12 protein-coding genes and 3 pseudogenes are annotated in these 18157 nt (G+C 65.1%); 9 read left to right on the forward strand and 6 right to left on the reverse strand.

Annotated features, from left to right (window positions below):
• Nucleotides 1-108: 108 nt before the first annotated feature.
• From JCM7685_RS19190 to JCM7685_RS19230, 8 genes and pseudogenes are all read left to right on the forward strand, one after another.
• Nucleotides 109-1092 carry a DUF1852 domain-containing protein gene (locus JCM7685_RS19190; protein ID WP_074970559.1) on the forward strand — a complete coding sequence of 328 codons (984 nt, stop codon included), beginning with the start codon at nucleotides 109-111 and terminating at the stop codon, nucleotides 1090-1092.
• A gap of 27 nt (nucleotides 1093-1119) precedes the next feature.
• Nucleotides 1120-2148, forward strand: coding sequence for a methionine synthase (locus JCM7685_RS19195; protein ID WP_074970561.1), 1029 nt, complete (start codon nucleotides 1120-1122; stop codon nucleotides 2146-2148).
• 344 nt (nucleotides 2149-2492) lie between these two features.
• Nucleotides 2493-2769, forward strand: a pseudogene (locus tag JCM7685_RS20470) (transposase); the annotation flags it as partial.
• A gap of 725 nt (nucleotides 2770-3494) precedes the next feature.
• Nucleotides 3495-5171 (forward strand): formate--tetrahydrofolate ligase, encoded by a 1677-nt coding sequence (locus JCM7685_RS19205; protein ID WP_074970563.1) that lies wholly within the window; start codon nucleotides 3495-3497, stop codon nucleotides 5169-5171.
• Between the two features lie 86 nt (nucleotides 5172-5257).
• Nucleotides 5258-6148, forward strand: coding sequence for a bifunctional methylenetetrahydrofolate dehydrogenase/methenyltetrahydrofolate cyclohydrolase FolD (folD, locus tag JCM7685_RS19210; RefSeq protein WP_074970565.1), 891 nt, complete (start codon nucleotides 5258-5260; stop codon nucleotides 6146-6148).
• Nucleotides 6149-6187: 39 nt separating this feature from the next.
• Nucleotides 6188-7162 carry an HpcH/HpaI aldolase/citrate lyase family protein gene (locus JCM7685_RS19215; protein WP_100526167.1) on the forward strand — a complete coding sequence of 325 codons (975 nt, stop codon included), beginning with the start codon at nucleotides 6188-6190 and terminating at the stop codon, nucleotides 7160-7162.
• Nucleotides 7163-7345: 183 nt separating this feature from the next.
• Nucleotides 7346-8386, forward strand: a pseudogene (locus tag JCM7685_RS19225) (NAD(P)(+) transhydrogenase (Re/Si-specific) subunit beta); the annotation flags it as partial.
• Between the two features lie 161 nt (nucleotides 8387-8547).
• Complete coding sequence (locus tag JCM7685_RS19230) at nucleotides 8548-9900, forward strand: sigma-54-dependent transcriptional regulator (RefSeq protein ID WP_074970832.1); 1353 nt, start codon at nucleotides 8548-8550, stop codon at nucleotides 9898-9900.
• Between the two features lie 16 nt (nucleotides 9901-9916).
• Here JCM7685_RS19230 and JCM7685_RS19235 read toward each other — a convergent pair whose 3' ends face one another.
• Nucleotides 9917-11887, reverse strand: a complete 1971-nt coding sequence (locus JCM7685_RS19235; protein ID WP_074970834.1) for a sensor histidine kinase — start codon at nucleotides 11885-11887, stop codon at nucleotides 9917-9919.
• Nucleotides 11880-13250: a sigma-54-dependent transcriptional regulator gene (locus tag JCM7685_RS19240; protein WP_074970836.1), complete on the reverse strand. Its 1371-nt coding sequence runs from the start codon at nucleotides 13248-13250 to the stop codon at nucleotides 11880-11882. Before JCM7685_RS19240 ends, JCM7685_RS19235 begins: the two co-directional genes overlap by 8 nt.
• A gap of 323 nt (nucleotides 13251-13573) precedes the next feature.
• On the opposite strand from JCM7685_RS19240, the gene JCM7685_RS19245 reads away from it, so the two are divergent.
• A complete protein-coding gene (locus JCM7685_RS19245) occupies nucleotides 13574-15235 on the forward strand; it encodes an OFA family MFS transporter (protein WP_074970838.1) in 1662 nt (553 codons plus the stop codon).
• A 257-nt stretch (nucleotides 15236-15492) separates the two neighbouring features.
• Here JCM7685_RS19245 and JCM7685_RS19250 read toward each other — a convergent pair.
• The 4 genes and pseudogenes from JCM7685_RS19250 to cydB all read right to left on the reverse strand — a co-directional run.
• Nucleotides 15493-16274: pseudogene (locus JCM7685_RS19250) on the reverse strand (Dyp-type peroxidase); the annotation flags it as partial.
• A 107-nt stretch (nucleotides 16275-16381) separates the two neighbouring features.
• Nucleotides 16382-16780, reverse strand: coding sequence for a hypothetical protein (locus JCM7685_RS19975; RefSeq protein WP_074970840.1), 399 nt, complete (start codon nucleotides 16778-16780; stop codon nucleotides 16382-16384).
• A 256-nt stretch (nucleotides 16781-17036) separates the two neighbouring features.
• The gene (locus JCM7685_RS19260) at nucleotides 17037-17204 is read right to left on the reverse strand and encodes a DUF2474 domain-containing protein (protein WP_331716683.1); all 168 of its coding nucleotides are present in this window, start codon (nucleotides 17202-17204) and stop codon (nucleotides 17037-17039) included.
• Entirely contained in the window at nucleotides 17153-18157 is a 1005-nt protein-coding gene (gene cydB, locus JCM7685_RS19265; protein WP_074970844.1) for a cytochrome d ubiquinol oxidase subunit II, read from the reverse strand. The genes JCM7685_RS19260 and cydB overlap by 52 nt, the downstream gene beginning before the upstream one ends.

Below are 18157 nucleotides of genomic sequence, written 5' to 3' on the forward strand. Positions count from 1 at the left end.
GGGAGCGGCCAATCCGCAAAGGTGACATCGCCGCTTCGCGACATTCGTCGCGGGGAGTCTTTTCGTTTTCCGGCCTGCTTCGTCAGGTCGTCCAGAAGGCATGTCACGATGAATGAAGAATTCACGTTCACTATCAAGAGCATTCGCTTTGATGAGGACTACCACCCCTCAGACAATACGCGGATCACGACCAACTTCGCAAATCTGGCAAGAGGAGAGAGTCGCAGAGAAAACCTGCGCAACGCATTGAAGATGATCGACAATCGCTTCAATGCCCTAGCCCACTGGGATAATCCCCAAGCAGATCGTTATTCTGTCGACCTTGAAATAATTTCCGTCGAATTTAATGTCGGCGTTGAAGGCGTCAATGATTCCTTCCCATTGATTGAAATCTTGAAGACAAATATCATCGATAAAAAGGCCGAAAAGCGCATTGATGGCATTGCGGGGAACAATTTCTCATCTTATGTTCGGGATTATGACTTCAGTGTATTGCTGCCCGATCACAACAGAAAGCGACCGAGCTTCAGCGTTCCGGACAACTTCGGCGGTTTGCACGGAAAGCTTTTCAAGCACTTCGTACACTCGAACGCTTACAAAGAGAAATTCAAGAAGGCTCCCGTCATATGTCTCAGCGCTTCAAGCAGCAGGACTTATCGTCGGACCGAAAATCAGCATCCTGTCCTGGGCGTGGAGTATCAGCAAGATCAGCACTCCTTGACCGATCAATATTTCGGGAAAATGGGGCTGCGGGTTCGATTTTTCATGCCTCCAGATGGAGTCGCGCCTCTGGCTTTCTATTTCAGCGGCGATTTGCCTAATGATTACAATAATCTTGAGCTTATCGGCACCATCAGCACGATGGAAACCTTTCAGAAAATCTACCGCCCGGAGATTTACAACGCAAATTCCACTGCAGGGAAGTTCTATCAGCCAAGCTTGCAGAATCGTGACTACTCCCTAACCCAGATTGTTTATGATCGTGAGGAACGGAGTCGGCTGGCTATTGAGCAGGGCAAGTTCGCCCATGAGCACTTCATCAAGCCGCACCAAGCCACTCTTGAGCAGTGGTTTGCCAGCTACGCACTTTGAACAATCAGGATCAAAAGGTTACTTGCAATGAAAACACTGCTACCCACCTCAACTGCCGGCAGTTTGCCCAAACCCTCCTGGCTTGCGCAACCCGAGACTCTCTGGTCGCCCTGGAAGTTGCAAGGTGAGCAACTGATCGAGGGAAAGCAGGATGCTCTGCGTTTATCCCTGGCAGATCAGCAACAGGCAGGCATTGATATCGTCAGCGACGGCGAGCAAACGCGTCAGCATTTCGTCACCACGTTCATCGAGCATCTCAGCGGAGTTGATTTCGAAAAGCGCGAGACCATCAGGATTCGGGATCGTTATGATGCGAGTGTCCCGACGGTTGTCGATGCCGTGGTCCGTCGAAGGCCGGTCTTTGTCGAGGATGCCAAATTTTTGCGCCAGCAGACCAGGCAGCCCATCAAATGGGCCCTGCCCGGCCCCATGACGATGATCGATACGCTTTATGATGCTCACTATAAAAGTCGCGAGAAACTGGCCTGGGAATTCGCCAGCATCCTGAATCAGGAAGCCAAGGAGCTGGAGGCTGCCGGCGTCGACATCATTCAGTTCGATGAACCCGCATTCAATGTATTTTTCGATGAGGTGAATGATTGGGGGATCGCCACTCTGGAAAGGGCTATTGAAGGTCTTCAATGCGAAACCGCGGTGCATATTTGCTATGGCTACGGTATCAAGGCCAATATAGACTGGAAAAAGACCCTTGGTGCGGAGTGGAGGCATTATGAAGAAATCTTCCCAAAACTGCAAAAGTCCGATATCGACATAATATCTCTGGAATGTCAGAATTCTCGTGTCCCAATGGATCTGATCGAACTCATCCGAGGCAAGAAAGTGATGGTGGGCGCTATTGATGTGGCGACCAATGCCATCGAGACTCCCGACGAGGTAGCCGATACTCTACGAAGGGCGCTGCAGTTCGTGGACGCCGACAAGCTCTGGCCCTGCACCAACTGCGGCATGGCGCCTTTGACTCGTCGCGTGGCAAGCGGCAAGCTGGCTGCTTTGAGCGCGGGCGCAGAAATTGTCCGAAGAGAACTTGCAGGCTGATGTTCAGAATACCGGCTGCCGGACGAAGGTGTCCCGATGGCGGCGAAGTATGTCTTGTCAAAGACGTTGTTCCCGCGCGGTGCATTCAAAAATCATCATAGAAGGTGTCGAGGGTGCGGCGCACAACCCATCCACCGGCTTCGCACCGGCCAACTGGACATAGCCTTCGTCGCTGGCGCTCGGCCGGGCCAGCAACCGGCAGCATGTGCACGAGGTCATGCAGGTGGCCGGATGGGCCTACCGACCGCATGGATCCGGCGCCCGCATCGTCTCGCGCCTCGAGGCAACCTGGGCGATCCCGGCCAGCCATCTGGCCGCGGGCTCCTCGCTGGGCCGGATGCAGGATCAAGCCGGTCATCAGCGACCCACACGAGGGCATCAAGGCCGCGGCCTCGACGGTTCTTAGCGCCACCTGGCAGCGCGGTCTCGTCCACTGCCAGCACAACGCCCTTGTCCATGCCGGAAAGAATGGTCGCGGGGTGGATCTCCATCTTCATCGTAACGGCCTTCGCCCAAAATACGGCGGAAGCGGCCGGTGCCCAATGGAGGGCGGTGGCCAACCAGATCCGGCACAAAGTGTCGAAGTTGGCCACCATCATGGAAGAGGCCCAACACGACTTGCCTACATGTCGTCGCAGCTTGAACGATGATAGAGGCCTCGGGATATCATCACCCCGCTCCAAGCAAGGCCGGGTTTCCGGGTTGCCGCTCGCCGATTTCTCAGCACCAGGCCAAGGCAATCGGGGCGGAACGGGTGATTCGTCCTTCGAAGCAGCGCGGATCCCGTTTTCCAGGCTGGAACGGCGAGTCGATCCTGCCAAATCGAAAAGGGACGATTTGGACAGAATGTACCAGTTTGGCCGCCCATTCGCCTGTCCTCTGGTCAGAATGTCTGCATATCGGGCGATCCGGTCTCGGAAAGTGGACAATACTTCCAATCAACATATTGATATAAAATAATAAAATATTGACAGCCGGACGCAATATGTCGTTCCTGCAATTGGGGGTTTCGTCGGGAATGCTGCATGTGGGCACCGGCAGTCTAGGGGAGGAGAGGAAATGATGCGTCATTCCAGAATGCCGGCATCGCTGCTATCGGCGGCGCCAAGTAACCGGCAGGACACCAGCGCCCAGCAGGACACGATTCGGCTTGGTGAACGATACCCAGCACTGCCTCCATTCAGGGCTTTGAGCCGCATCGCGGCCGGATGACCTGACGGCGGCTCGTGCCGCTGCGACAGCGCCGCACAAGATCTCTGGCATCTGACGCAACCGACCGGGCCGGCGCATGAAGCCGGCTTGCGGATGATCGTTTAGGCACAACCTTCAGCACCAAGAACATCATCATGGCATACAAGAGCGACTCGGAAATCGCCTCGGAGGCGGCCAAGCTGCCGATCCGGGACGTCGCGGCAAAGCTCGGCATCGCGGTCGAGGATATGCTACCCTATGGCCACGACAAGGCCAAGATCAGCCGGCAGTTCATCGACGGGCTGACGGACCGACCCTCGGGCAAGCTGGTCCTGGTCACGGCGATCAACCCGACCCCGGCCGGCGAGGGCAAGACCACCACCACCGTCGGCTTGGGCGATGCGCTGAACCGCATCGGCAAGCGCGCCTGCATCTGCATCCGCGAGGCCTCACTTGGGCCGAATTTCGGCATGAAGGGCGGCGCGGCGGGCGGCGGCTATGCGCAGGTGATCCCGATGGAGGACATGAACCTGCATTTCACCGGCGATTTTCACGCCATCACCAGCGCCCACAACCTGCTGGCGGCGATGGTCGACAACCACATCTATTGGGGGAACGAGCAGCAGATCGACCTGCGCCGCGTGGTCTGGCGCCGCGTGGTGGACATGAACGACCGCGCCCTGCGCCAGATCACCTGCTCGCTGGGCGGCGTCACCAACGGCTTCCCGCGCGAGACCGGGTTCGACATCACCGTCGCCTCGGAGGTGATGGCGATCCTGTGCCTGGCGACCGATCTCGACGATCTGGGGCGGCGGCTGGGCGACATGATCGTCGCCTATCGGCGCGACAGGACGCCGGTCTATTGCCGCGACATCAAGGCGGAGGGCGCGATGACCGTGCTGCTGAAGGACGCGATGCAGCCCAACCTGGTGCAGACGCTGGAGCACAACCCGGCCTTCGTCCATGGCGGCCCCTTCGCCAATATCGCCCATGGCTGCAATTCGGTGATCGCCACCACCACGGCGCTGAAACTGGCCGATTACGTGGTGACCGAGGCCGGCTTCGGCGCCGACCTGGGGGCCGAGAAGTTCTTCGACATCAAATGCCGGAAGGCCGGGCTCAAGCCGGACGTGGCGGTGATCGTCGCAACCGTCCGCGCGCTCAAGATGAACGGCGGCGTCGCCAAGGCGGACCTGGCGGACGAGAACGTCGAGGCACTGCGCAAGGGCTGCGCCAACCTGGGCCGCCACATCGCCAACATGAAATCCTTCGGCGTGCCGGTGGTCGTCGCGGTCAACCATTTCGCCGGCGATACCGAGGCCGAAATCCAGGCGCTGCAGGACTATGCCAAGGCGCGCGGGGTCGAGGCGATCCTGTGCAGGCACTGGGCCGACGGTTCGGAAGGCGCGGTCGATCTGGCGCAGAAGGTCGTGCAGATCGCCGAGTCGGGCGGCGCGGAATTCGCGCCGCTCTATCCCGACGACCTGTCGCTGTTCGCCAAGATCGAGACCATCGCCAAGCGCATCTACTATGCCGACGCGGTGCTGGCCGATACCGCGATCCGCAACCAGCTGAAGGAATGGGAGGACCAGGGCTATGGCCATCTGCCGATCTGCATGGCCAAGACCCAGTACAGCTTCACCACCGACCCGGATCGGCGCGGCGCGCCCGAGGGCCATTCCGTGCCGATCCGCGAGGTGCGGCTGGCCGCCGGCGCCGGCTTCGTCGTCGTCATCTGCGGCGAAATCATGACCATGCCCGGACTGCCCCGGCAGCCCGCGGCCGAAGCGATCGGGCTGAACGTCGCGCGCGAGGTCGTCGGTTTGTTCTGACCGCGGCCCTTTTCCCGTGCCAGGCGATCCAGCGCGGCCGCCTGCCCAAGTTACGGAACCGGGCACATCAACAAGAAAGGAAGACAATGAACGCCAAGATCATCGACGGCAAGGGTTTCGCGGCGACGGTCCGGGACCGGGTGGCCAAGACCGTGGAACGGCTGAAGGCGGACGCCGGCATCACCCCCGGACTGGCGGTCGTGCTGGTGGGCGAGGATCCCGCCAGCGAGGTCTATGTCCGCTCCAAGGGCAAGGCGACGCTGGAAGCGGGGATGAACTCCTGGGAGCACAAGCTGGATGCCGATACCTCAGAACAGGACCTGCTGGCGCTGATCGAGCGGCTGAACAACGACCCCGCGGTGCATGGCATCCTCGTGCAGCTGCCGCTGCCCGACCATCTGGATCCCGACGTGGTCATCAACGCCATCGACCCGGCAAAAGATGTGGACGGGTTCCATATCTCGAATGTCGGGCTGCTGGGGACGGGGCAGAAGAGCATGGTGCCCTGCACGCCGCTGGGCTGCCTGCTGATGCTGCGCGAGCATCACGGCTCGCTCTCGGGGCTGAACGCGGTCATCGTCGGCCGCTCGAACATCGTCGGCAAGCCGATGGCGCAGCTGCTGCTGAATGACAGCTGCACCGTGACCATCGCCCACAGCCGGACCCGGGACCTGGCCGAGGTCTGCCGCAACGCCGACATCCTGGTCGCGGCGGTCGGCCGGCCGCGGATGATCCCCGGCGACTGGGTCAAGCCCGGCGCCACGGTGATCGACGTCGGCATCAACCGCATCGAGAGCGAGGGCAAGACCCGGCTGGTCGGAGACGTCGATTTCGCCAGCGCCTCGGCGGTCGCGGGCGCCATCACCCCGGTGCCGGGCGGCGTGGGGCCGATGACCATCGCCTGCCTGCTGGCCAATACCGTCACCGCCTGTTCGCGGGCGCATGGCCTGGCCGAACCGGACGGGCTGACCTCGTGACGGGCGGCGAACTGGAACCGAAGGAAGAAGGAATCCGCGATGAGTTTTCACGTTACTGACCCCGCCCCGGCTCGTCTGAACCGCAGCGAGTTGGCGGTTCCCGGCAGCCAGCCGAACATGTTTGAAAAGGCTGCACAATCCGATGCAGACGTCGTGTTCCTCGACCTCGAGGACGCGGTGGCGCCGGACGAAAAGCCGCAGGCGCGCAAGAACATCATCAAGGCCCTGAACGAGCTCGACTGGGGCAAGAAGACCATGTCGCTGCGAATCAACGGGCTCGACACCCATTACATGTATCGCGACGTCGTCGACGTGGTCGAACAGGCCGGCGAGCGGCTGGACCTGATCATGATCCCGAAGGTCGGCACCGCCGCCGACGTCTATGCCGTCGACATGCTGGTGACCCAGATCGAGGACGCCAAGGGCTATAAAAAGCGCATCGGCTTCGAGCATATCATCGAGACCGCGCTGGGGATGCAGAACATCAACGAGATCGCCGCGGCCTCGAAACGCAACGAGAGCCTGCATTTCGGCGTCGCCGATTACGCCGCCTCGACCCGCGCCCGCACCACGGTGATCGGCGGCGTGAACGAGCATTACTCGGTGCTGACCGACAAGCTGGCCGACGGCTCGCGCCAGGTCCATTGGGGCGACATGTGGCATTACGCGCTGTCGCGCATGGTGGTGGCGGCCCGCGCCAACGGGCTGCGGCCGGTGGACGGCCCCTTCGGCGACTTCTCGGATCCCGATGGCTACAAGGCGGCCGCCTATCGCGCCGCGGTGCTGGGCTGCGAGGGCAAATGGGCGATCCACCCCAGCCAGATCGCGCTGGCGAACGAGGTGATGAGCCCCTCGGCCGCCGAGGTCGAGCGCGCACAGCGCATCCTCGACGCCATGGCCAAGGCCGAGGCCGAGGGCAAGGGCGCGGTGTCGCTGGACGGCCGGCTGATCGACTATGCCTCGATCCGCCAGGCCGAGGTGCTGGTCGCCAAAGCCCGGCAGATCGCGGCGTGAGCGTCGGCCTTGCCGAGATGCGGGCGCTGGCGGGGCGGCTTTACGCCGCCGCCGTCACCGCCGCCGACCCGGCCCTGGCCGTGCGTCGGCATTTCGAGCGCCACCCCGATCCCGGGGTGGCGGGCCACAGCACCCTGATCGCCGTCGGCAAGGCCGCACCAGCCATGCTGGCCGAGGCCAGGGAACAAATCCCCTGTCGAGCAGTCGATCCTTCGGGTGGAGACCTTCCTCGGGGTCTTCATCGGCGCCGTGACCTTCACCGGCTCGGTCATCGCCTTCGGCAAGCTCGCGGGCAAGGTCGACGGCAAGGCCAGGAAGCTGCCCGGCGGCCATGTGCTGAACGCCGGTGCCGCGGCGCTGTCGCTGGTGCTCCTGCTGGTCTATCTCGCCAATGGCTCGACGCTGGCGCTGATCGTGATGACGCTGGCGGCGCTCTTCATCGGCTATCACCTGATCATGGGCATCGGCGGCGCCGACATGCCGGTGGTGGTGTCGATGCTGAACAGCTATTCCGGCTGGGCGGCGGCGGCGATCGGCTTCTCGCTGTCGAACGACCTGTTGATCGTCGTCGGCGCGCTGGTCGGCTCGTCCGGTGCGATCCTGAGCTACATCATGTGCAAGGCGATGAACCGCAGCTTCGTTTCGGTGATCCTGGGCGGCTTCGGCGGCGAGGCGGGCCCGGCGATGGAGATCGTGGGCGAGCAGGTCGCCATCGACGCGGAAAGCGTCGCGGCGGCGCTGAACGACGCCGACGAGATCATCATCGTGCCGGGCTACGGCATGGCGGTGGCGCAGGCGCAGCAATCGGTGTCGGAGCTGACCCGCAAGCTGCGCGCGCGCGGCAAGAACGTGCGCTTCGCCATCCACCCGGTGGCGGGCCGGCTGCCAGGGCACATGAACGTGCTGCTGGCCGAGGCCAAGGTGCCCTATGACATCGTGCTGGAGATGGACGAGATCAAAGAGGACTTCCCCTCGACCGACGTGGTGATCGTGATCGGCTCGAACGACATCGTGAACCCGGCGGCGCAGGAGGACCCGAACTCGCCGATCGCCGGGATGCCGGTGCTGGAGGTCTGGAAGGCGAAGCAGGTGTTCGTGTCGAAGCGCGGCCAGGGCACCGGCTATTCCGGCATCGAGAACCCGCTGTTCTACAAGGACAACACCCGCATGTTCTACGGCGATGCCAAGAAGTCCCTCGATCAGCTGTTGCCAATGATCGAGTGAAGGGCGGAGCCTGCCTTGATCCGGCGGCTTCCATCCCTCCTGGGGCGGCGCTTCCCGTGCCGCCCCGATTGCGTGTCCGCGAGTCCCGCTCGTTTCCGGGGTCGTCTTGCTGTATCACGAAAGGCAAGCGTCCGCAGGGAACGGACGGAACGGGAGGTTGCATGGAAGCCCAGGCGACGGCGCCCGCCGCCGACAGATCCGACCCGTTGATGCGCCAAGCCAGCGTGCTGGTCGTCGACGACGAACCGGGGATGCGCAATTTCCTGGTCAAGACGCTGCAGCCCCATTGCCGCGCGGTGCTTGAGGCGGCGGATGTCGAGAGCGCCAGCGCCCTGCTGAAACAGCAGCGCTTCGACATCGTGCTGCTGGACAACCGGATGCCCGGGCTACGCGGCATCGACTGGCTGGTGCAGCAGCGCAGGCAGGGCTGGCGGTTCGAGGCCATCATGATCACCGCCTTTCCCGACCTGGATACCGCCGTCGAGGCGATGCGGGCGGGGGCGGCGGATTTCCTGTTCAAGCCATGCCGCGCCAACCAGGTGCTGAACGCGGTGCGGCGCAGCATGGAACTGGCGTCGCTGCGGCGCGAGAACCAGCTGCTGCGCCATGAGCTGGACCGGGCCCGGCTGAGCCAGCGCAGCCAGCTTCTGGGCAGCTCGCCCGCCATCGAGGAGGTGCGCGAAAGGCTGCGCCGCGTGGCCGGGCTGCCGACGCCGGTGCTGATCTCGGGCGGCTCGGGCACCGGCAAGGAAGAGGCGGCGCGGTTCCTGCATGCGCTTTCGGGCCGCGCCGAGCGGCCCTTCGTCGCGATCAATTGCGCGACCATCCCCGTCGACATGCTGGAAGCGGAGCTGTTCGGCCATGCGCCGCATGGCACCGACCAGGGACGAACGGGCCTGTTCGTGTCCGCCGAGGGCGGCACCGTCTTCTTCGACGAGATCGCCGAACTGCCCAGGCCGGCGCAGGCGGCGCTGCTGCGGGTGGTCGACAAGCAGACCATCCGCCCGGTCGGCTCGGAGCGCGAGATCGCGCTGGACCTGCGCTTCGTCTTTGCCACCGGAAAGGCGCTCGCCGCCGAGGTCGAGGCCGGCCGGTTCCGCGAGGATCTGTTCTTCCGGGTCAACGTCCTGCAGATCGAGATGCCGCCCTTGAAGCTGCGCGGCACGGACACCATCGACCTGGCGGCCTTCTTCATGGCCGGGCTGGCCGCGGAACTGGGGCTGGAGCCCTTGCCGATCGATTCCCAGGTGCGCGCGGCGCTGTTGCGCCACCCCTGGCCCGGCAATATCCGCGAGCTTCGCAACTTCATCGAACGGTCGCTGATCTTCGGCCGCTTTCCGCTGGAGACCTTGGGGCCGGCCACGCCCCAGGACATCGAGCCGCTGGATGCGGTGCAGCGCCGCCACATCCTGCAGGCGCTGGAACTGGCCGGCGGCAACCGCTCGCGCGCCGCGGACTGGCTGGGCGTGTCCCGCAAGACCATCGAGCGGAAATGCGCGAGCTGGGGGTTGTGAGCGGCGCGCGGCGCGATCACGCCGCGGGCAGCCAGATCCGGAAGCGGCTGCCGGTCGCGTCGCTCTCGACCGTGATGCTGCCGCCCTGGCGCTCGATCAGCCGCCGGCAGATCGACAGGCCCAGCCCGGTGCCGCCCTTGCGGCCGCGGCTGGTGACGAAGGGCTCGAAGATCTGCCCCAGGATCTCGGGCGGGATACCGGTGCCGGTGTCGGAAAGCGCCAGCGATACACCCGGCGCACCGTCGAAGGATTCGTCGCGGCTGGCGATGCGGATCTCGCCGCCCTCGGGCATGGCATGGACGGCATTGACGATCAGGTTCACCAGCACCTGCTGCAACGCGACCCGGCCGATCCGGACCACCTGCGTCGAGCGCAGGTCGTGGTGCAGGGTGACGGCGCCGCGCGCCAGCATGTGCCGCACCAGCGGCTCGCATTCCGCGACCGCCTGCACCGGATCGGTCGCGGGATCGACATCCCCGGGCTCGTCCGTCCGGGCGAAGTCCAGGAGCCGCGTCACGATCTGCGAAATGCGGTGGATCTGTTCGTCGATCAGCCGCAGCTCGGTCTCGGCCGGTCGGGTCGCCGGGCCGAGGATCTCGCGCAGCACGTCCAGGTTGCCCTGGATCACCGCCAGCGGGTTGTTGATCTCATGCGCGATCCCGGCCGAGATCTCGCCCAGGGCGGCCAGCTTTTCGGATTGCACCAGCTGATGGGTCGCCACCTGCAATTCGTGCACGGCCTGGCGCAGGGCGACCGTGCGTTCCTCGACCCGCTGGTTCAGCGCGTCGTTCCAGGCACGCAGCTGCCGGTCGCGGTCCTGCAACTGCGCCAGTAAGGTATCCAGCAGCATGGCAAGCCCGGTGATCTCGTCCGCGCCGCGGGTGACGCCGGTCCGGGCGGAAAGGTCGCCCCTGCCCAGCCGGGCAAAGGTTTCGGCGATCTTCTCGAGCGGGCGGAAGATGCTGCCCGCCCATCGCAGGAAAACCGGCACCGTGACCAGCGCGACCAGCAGGAAGGCAGCGACGACCAGCAGCACCGTGCGGCGCTTGGCCTCGACAAAGGGACGCTCCAGGATGCCGACATAGATCATGCCAACGCGCTGGCGCGCGCTGTCCTCGACCGGGGCATAGGCCGAGATATAGCGGTCCTGCAGCACCTGCGCCCGGGCCAGCCAGACCTGGCCCTGGCCGATCACCCGGTCGCGCACGATGGCCGAGGCCCGGGTCCCCAGTGCCCGCACCCCGCCCGCCACCGTGACATTGGTCGAAATCCGCATGTCGCCCAGAAACAGCGAGACCGTGGCATGGGCACCGGGCGGCAGGGTGTCGGGGCGATAGATCAGCTCGTTGATGCGGTCGATGATGGACAGGTTGCGGTTCAGCAGGATGCCGCCGACCATGATCGCCGGCGCGCCGGTATCCGGCCGGTTGGCCGCGACGACCGATTGGACGACCATGCCGCGGGTCTCGGTCTGCTGCGGCTTCTGGCCGGTGGCATCGACCATGACGATCTCGGCCCGCGCGGCAAGCCCGGGCGAGATGGCGCGAAGCTCGGCCTGGTCGAGGACCTCGATCAGATTGCGCGCGCCCCGCGCCGGGGCCGAGCCCGGCACATGCAGCGGGTGCGCACCCCGCGGGCTGGCGGCGACCATGTCACCGGCCGGGCTGGCGAGGTAAAGATAGTCGAGCCCCAGCCGCACCCGATAGACGTCCAGCAAGCCGGGCAGGTCCGCGCTATGGGCGAATTCCTCGGAACGCGCCAGCATCTCGATCCGCTCGCCGGCGGTTTGCAGGATGTTCTGCAGATATTGCTGGGCGACGGTCAGGTCGCTGTTGACCTTGGCGGTCAGCAGCCGGTCGAACTTGTTCGACCATTGGTACATGGTGATGCCCAGAAACACCGGCAGGATCACCAGCACCGGCAAAAGCGCGATGGCAAGCAGGCGGTAGCGCACCGAATGACGCCAGCGGCGGGGCGCCTCAGCCATTCCAATCCGCCAGGCGCCGGTCGATGGTCTTGCGCGAGATGCCCAGCCGCGACGCCGCCGCCTCGCGGTCGCCGTCCAGCGCCGCCAGCGTGCCCATGATCGCCCGCCGCTCGATCTCGGCCAGGGTCTGGCTGTCGCGGCGGCCCAGCTGGGCGGCCAGCGGCGGGAAGCGGCCCAGGATCAGCGCGCGCTCGACCGCATTGCGCAGTTCGCGCACGTTGCCGGGCCAGTCATAGGTGGCGAGGTTCGCCCGCACCTCGGCGGTGATCGGGACGGGCCGCATCCCAAGCTGCCGCGACAGGATGTCCATGAACAGATGCGCCAGGTCGAACAGGTCCGGGCCGCGTTCGACCAGCGTCGGCATGGCGATATGCAGCACGTTGATGCGATAGAGCAGGTCGGCCCGCAACCGCCCCTCGGCCACCGCCTTGTCAAGATCGGTATTGGCGGCAAAGATCAGCCGCACGTCCACCGGGGTCTCGCGCTCGGATCCCAGCGGCCGGATGCGACGATCCTCGATGACGCGCAAGAGCTTCGCCTGCAGCCCGACGGAAAGCTCGGCGATCTCGTCCAGGAACAGCGTGCCGCCGCGCGCGGACATGAACAGCCCCTCGCGGTTCTGCTGGGCGCCGGGGAAGGCGCCGCGGATATGGCCGAAAAGCTCGGTCTCCAGCATGTCCTGCGGGATGGCGGCGCAATTGACCGGCACGAAGGCATGGTCGGCGCGATCCGACAGCGCATGGATCATCCGCGCCGCCACCTCCTTGCCGGTGCCCGAAGCGCCGGTGATCAGCACCGACGAGGGCGTGGCGGCGACGCGGGCGATCACCTGCCGTACGGCCTCGATGGCCGGGGAACCGCCGACCAGCTCGCTGCGCAGCCGATCCTGGTCGACGCTGTTGCGCAGCTCCTGGCGCAGCACCAGGTTTTCCCGCCGCAGCCGCTCGCCTTCCAGGCAGCGGGTGATGCCGTTCAGCAGCTGGTTGGTACGAAAGGGTTTCAGCAGGAAATCCGAGGCCCCGGCCTGAAGGGCCTGGATGGCGGTTTCCATGTCGGCATAGGCGGTCATCAGGATCGCCGGCGGAAAGAAGCCCAGCCGCCGCTGCTCCGAAAGCCAGTCGATGCCGCGCTGGCCCTCCATCAGGTTGTCCAGGATGACCAGGTCGAAGTCGGTCTCGGCGATCAGGGCGCTGGCCTCGGCGGTGTTGGCGGCCAGCCGTATGGTGCGGCATTTCGGGGCCAGGATCCGTTCGAGGAAATTCCGCATGCCCGGCTCGTCCTCGACGACCAGAATCGCGGCCTGGGCAATCGCCTCGCCGAACGCGGCTTGCGTGCCAGGCCTTGGGTCGGTTTCTGCCTGCATCACACCCCCCTTCCCCCGAAAAGCACAGTCGCATCCCCCCGCCCGGCTTGGCAAGTGTCCGGCGCTTGCCGGATGACCTCGGGCGGGGCGCAGGTCAACGGACAGGCCGTCCAGAGGCGGTGGACAGGCTGTCCGCCTGACGCGCCCGGGCGCCGCAGGCGGGACAGACTGTCCCGGCACAGCAGACATATTGTCAATTGATATCAATATCCTGATCTGGCCTCCTCCCTTGTCAGGACGCATCCGCGACTGCGACCGCACGCCCGGAAGAGGAGCCGGCGGCATCGCGCCCCAGGTCGCATGCCCAGGGAGGAAAACAACACATGACGGATCTTCAGGAAAGCTGGACAGAGATCGGCGCTTCCGCCGGTCTGCTGTCCCGAGACCGCACGATCGCGAAGCCCGGCTTCAACCGCTGGCTGGTGCCGCCCGCCGCGCTGGCGATCCACCTGTGCATCGGCATGGCCTATGGCTTCTCGGTGTTCTGGCTGCCGCTGTCGCGCGCCATCGGCGTCAGCGACCCGGTGACCTGCGAGGGCATGAGCCTGGTCTCGGCGCTGTTCACCACCAGCTGCGACTGGCGCATCGCCGATCTGGGCTGGATCTATACGCTGTTCTTCGTGCTGCTGGGATCCTCGGCCGCGATCTGGGGCGGCTGGCTCGAGACCGCGGGGCCGCGCAAGGCCGGTGTGGTCGCGGCGCTGTGCTGGTGCGGCGGCATGGTCGTCTCGGGCATCGGGGTGATGACGCACCAGCTTTGGCTGATGTGGCTCGGCTCGGGCGTCATCGGCGGCATCGGGCTGGGTCTCGGTTATATCTCGCCGGTCTCGACGCTGATCAAATGGTTCCCCGACCGGCGCGGGCTGGCGACCGGCATGGCGATCATGGGCTTCGGCGGCGGCGCCATGATCGGAGCGCCCTTGGCCGACCGGCTGATGAACCATTTCCAGTCTGCGGAAAGCGTCGGCGTCTGGCAGACCTTCTTCGCCATGGCGGCGATCTATCTGGTCTTCATGCTGGCCGGCGCCTTCTCCTATCGCGTGCCGCCGGCCGGCTGGAAACCCGAAGGCTGGCAGCCCAAGGTCTCGGCCAAGAAGGCTGCGATGATCACCCAGCATCACGTGCATCTGCGCGACGCCCACAAGACCCGGCAGTTCTGGCTGATCTGGCTGGTGCTGTGCCTGAACGTCTCGGCCGGGATCGGGGTCATCGGTATGGCCTCGCCCATGCTGCAGGAGATCTTTGCCGGCCATCTGATCGGGCGGCCCGACCTGGACTTCACCCAGCTCGACACCGGGCAGAAGGCCGCCATCGCCGCCATCGCCGCCGGCTTCGCGGGGCTGCTGTCGCTGTTCAACATCGGCGGGCGGCTGGGCTGGGCCTCGGCCTCGGACAGGTTCGGGCGCAAGAACACCTATTTCATCTTCTTCATCCTGGGCATCGCGCTTTATACCCTGGCGCCCAGCGTGGCGCATTCCGGCAACCAGGTGCTGTTCGTGGCCATGATCTGCGTCATCATCTCGATGTATGGCGGCGGCTTCTCGACGGTGCCGGCCTATCTGGCGGACGTGTTCGGCACCCAGTTCGTCGGCGCCATCCACGGCCGGCTGCTGACCGCCTGGGCCACGGCGGGGATCGTCGGGCCGGTGGTGGTGAACTACCTGCGCGAGGCGCAGATCGCCGCCGGCGTGCCGCGGGCGCAGGTCTATGACTATACGATGTACATTCTCGCGGGTTTCCTGGCGCTGGGGCTGATCTGCAACCTGCTGGTGCGGCCCCTGGACGAAAAATGGTTCATGAAGCCCGACGAGTTGGCGGCCCTGCAGGCGCGCGAGCACAAGACGGCCGAGGTCAAGAGCGGCTCGTTTGGCATCGACCGCGGTCGCTTCGACCTGCCGGCGCTGCTGGCCTGGGCGGCGGTCGGCATCCCGCTGGCCTGGGGCGTGTGGATGACGGCGCAGAAGACCGCCGCGCTGTTTCACTGACGAAGCCGGCCCTCCCCCGGCGCAGCGACGGGGGAGGGCTTTTTGATCGTTGCTCGCGCAGGCAAACGGCCAAACATCCCGGAGCAACGCCGGTCTTCGTGCCGATCTCCATGCCGAAGCCATGCGTCGTGCCGGCAGGATTCACGGCGGTTGATGATCCGAAACGCCGCCGCGATCTTCCTGCCGCATGTCTCGTGTTCTCGGGATTGCGGTGGTCTGATGCCGATGGGCCCACCGCCGAGCCGCATTCCAGCCAGCCCGATCACCCGTTCCTGGCTTTCCACCGGCATCGCCTCCCATTTCGCCAGGTCGTGCAGGTATTTCTGCACGATGACGTAGCTGCCGCCGGCAAAGGCCGGATCCTCGTCGCCGATGGCCACCGCCGCGGCCCGGTCCACGCCCTGCGGGTTCTCGGTGCCGTCGACGAAGCCCAGCAGGTCGCGGTTGTCGAAGAACTTGAAGCCCTGGGTCTCGTCCTCGACGGTGGCGATTGCGCCCAGCCGGCGCATGATCTGGCTGGCGAGCTCGAAGCAGTAGTCCGGGCGCTCGGCGCGGATGTGGAACAGGATGTCGCCCGGGGTCGCGGGGGCGCGATGGACGCCGGCGACTTCGCGGAACGGGTGCAGGCCGGCGGGCGCCAGGCCCATGCCCAGCCGATCCCAAAGCCCGGACCCCAGGCCCAGCACGCAGCTGAGGCCCGCCTCCGCGCTGCGAAATGACGGATCGATCGGCGGGTGGTGCTGAAAGAACGTCTCGCCGGTGAAGTGCTGGTAATACGGGTTCTCGACCCACCGGGCCACGACCGCCTCGTCTGACAGCTTGAAGGCATGTTGGAGATACATCAGCCCGGCGATCAGGCGTGGCGATGTCGCGTGTCGACCTTGATGCGAAGGGAAGAAGGTTGCCCCTTCCCGTTCGAAAAACGTCCAGTCGATCAGTGCCGCAAGCTTCACCAACTCGTGGCGCGCATCGATCATCATATCGACCAGTCGTGCGCGGAGCAGGTCATCCCGTTCGGGGCGCGGGAATGGGGCTTCATGGATGACCGGAAAATTGCATGGTTTCTGGCCAAAGCATGGGAAACCCTGCAATCCAAAGCGAACAAACCGAAGCTTCAGAATGCGAAATCAACGCCGTAAGGGTTATTCAGGCCGGACTAATTGGTGGCACGAGTCCAGAAAAGCCCATTCGGGCGGGTTGCGAAAGCACTGGCATTTTCCCGGCGGGACCATGGCCCCGAGGCCGGTTCCTCGCACAGCGGCGGGGATACCCAGCAGGGCTCATGGCCGTGCACGTCACCGCGCAGAACCTCTGAGGATGCGGCGATTCGCAGGCCATGATCTTCCTGTTGCCGGTTCGTCGCCGAAGGGTCACGAGGCGGGCCGCCTGCACCGCCTCGCTGTCGGGCAGGACACGGAGCAGCTGTTCGGTGTCGATGTCGCGACGGCCGCTGTCCTGCGTGCGCGCGGCCGCCTTCTGCAGCATGGCCTTGGTCTGCTCGCTGAAGCTGTCCACATATCGCCTCTCTCTGGCCGCATCGGTCATGGCGGTCCGGCCGGGGCATCGCGTCGCCCATCATGCCGCGCGCCCGGTCGAAGAAGCCTTTGAACGGGTCGCCGCCGCCGAACAGCGATTCCAGTGGCGAGGCCCGCCGCTGCTGCCGGGTCAGCCGGGCATCGTCGTATTCGCAGATGTCCATCTTCTTGCGTTCGCCGTCCTGCATGACGGTCACATGATAGGTTGCGGGGCGGATCCCGGAGATCTGGCACTTTTCGGTCCTCATCTCGTCAGGTGCGGGGGCTCATGGTGCGAGCACCCATCGGATGGCCAGGGCCACAAAGCCGAGGGCCAGAACGCTGGCGGTCCAGATCGCGGCCATCCAGGCCAGCCGCTTCCACAACGGGCCCTCGCCCGCCATCAATGGTAGCCGTGCGTTCCGACCTTGCCGCGGAACACCCAATAGGCCCATCCGGTGTAAGCCAGGATGATCGGGATGATGAACATGGCGCCAGCCAGCATGAAGGACTGGCTGCGCGGCGGCGCGGCCGCGGCCCAGATCGTCACCGAGCGCGGCACCGCATAGGGAAAGATGCTGATGCCCAGCCCGACGAAGCACAGAAGGAACAGGACCAAGAGCATTAGAAAGGGCAGCCGCTCGGCACCGGCGGCTAGGCTGCGCAGCAGCACGAAGGCGCAGATCGCAACCAGCAGCGGCACCTGCGCCGTCAGCAGCACGCCCGGGAAGTCGAACCAGCGCCGCCAGTAGTCGTAATTCAGGAACGGCGTCGCGGCGCTGACCGCGATCAGCATGGCGATCATGGCCGGGACAAGCAGATGCACCATGCGGCGGGCATGGTTTTGGGCGCCGCCCTCGGTCTTCCAGTTGAGCCAGGCCGCGCCGAGCGCCGCATAGCCCGTCAGCAGCGCCACCCCGGTCAGCAGGCTGAACGGGCTGAGCCAGTCCAGCCAGCCCCCGGCATAGGCGCCCTCCCGGACCCGGATGCCCTGCAGGATGGCGCCGAGCGCGATGCCCTGCGACAGTGCCGCCGCCACCGAGCCGGCCGTGAAGGCCAGGTCCCAGAAGGCGCGGTGGCGGGGATCGCGCCAGCGGAACTCGAAGGCGACGCCGCGAAAGATCAGGCCCAGCAGCATGGCAATCATCAGCGGATAGGTGGCGGGCAGGATGATGGCATAGGCCAGCGGAAAGGCCGCCATCAGCCCGCCGCCGCCCAACACCAGCCAGGTCTCGTTGCCGTCCCAGACCGGTGCGATGGAATTCATCGCCTGGTCGCGCTCTTCGCCGACCTTCAGCGTCGGGAACAGGATGCCGATGCCCAGGTCGAACCCGTCCATGACCACATAGGCGAAGACGGCAAAGCCGATGATCAGCGCCCAGACGACGGTCAGGTCGATGCTTTCCAT

The sequence above is a fragment of the Paracoccus aminovorans genome (genome assembly GCF_900005615.1).
GTDB lineage: Bacteria > Pseudomonadota > Alphaproteobacteria > Rhodobacterales > Rhodobacteraceae > Paracoccus > Paracoccus aminovorans.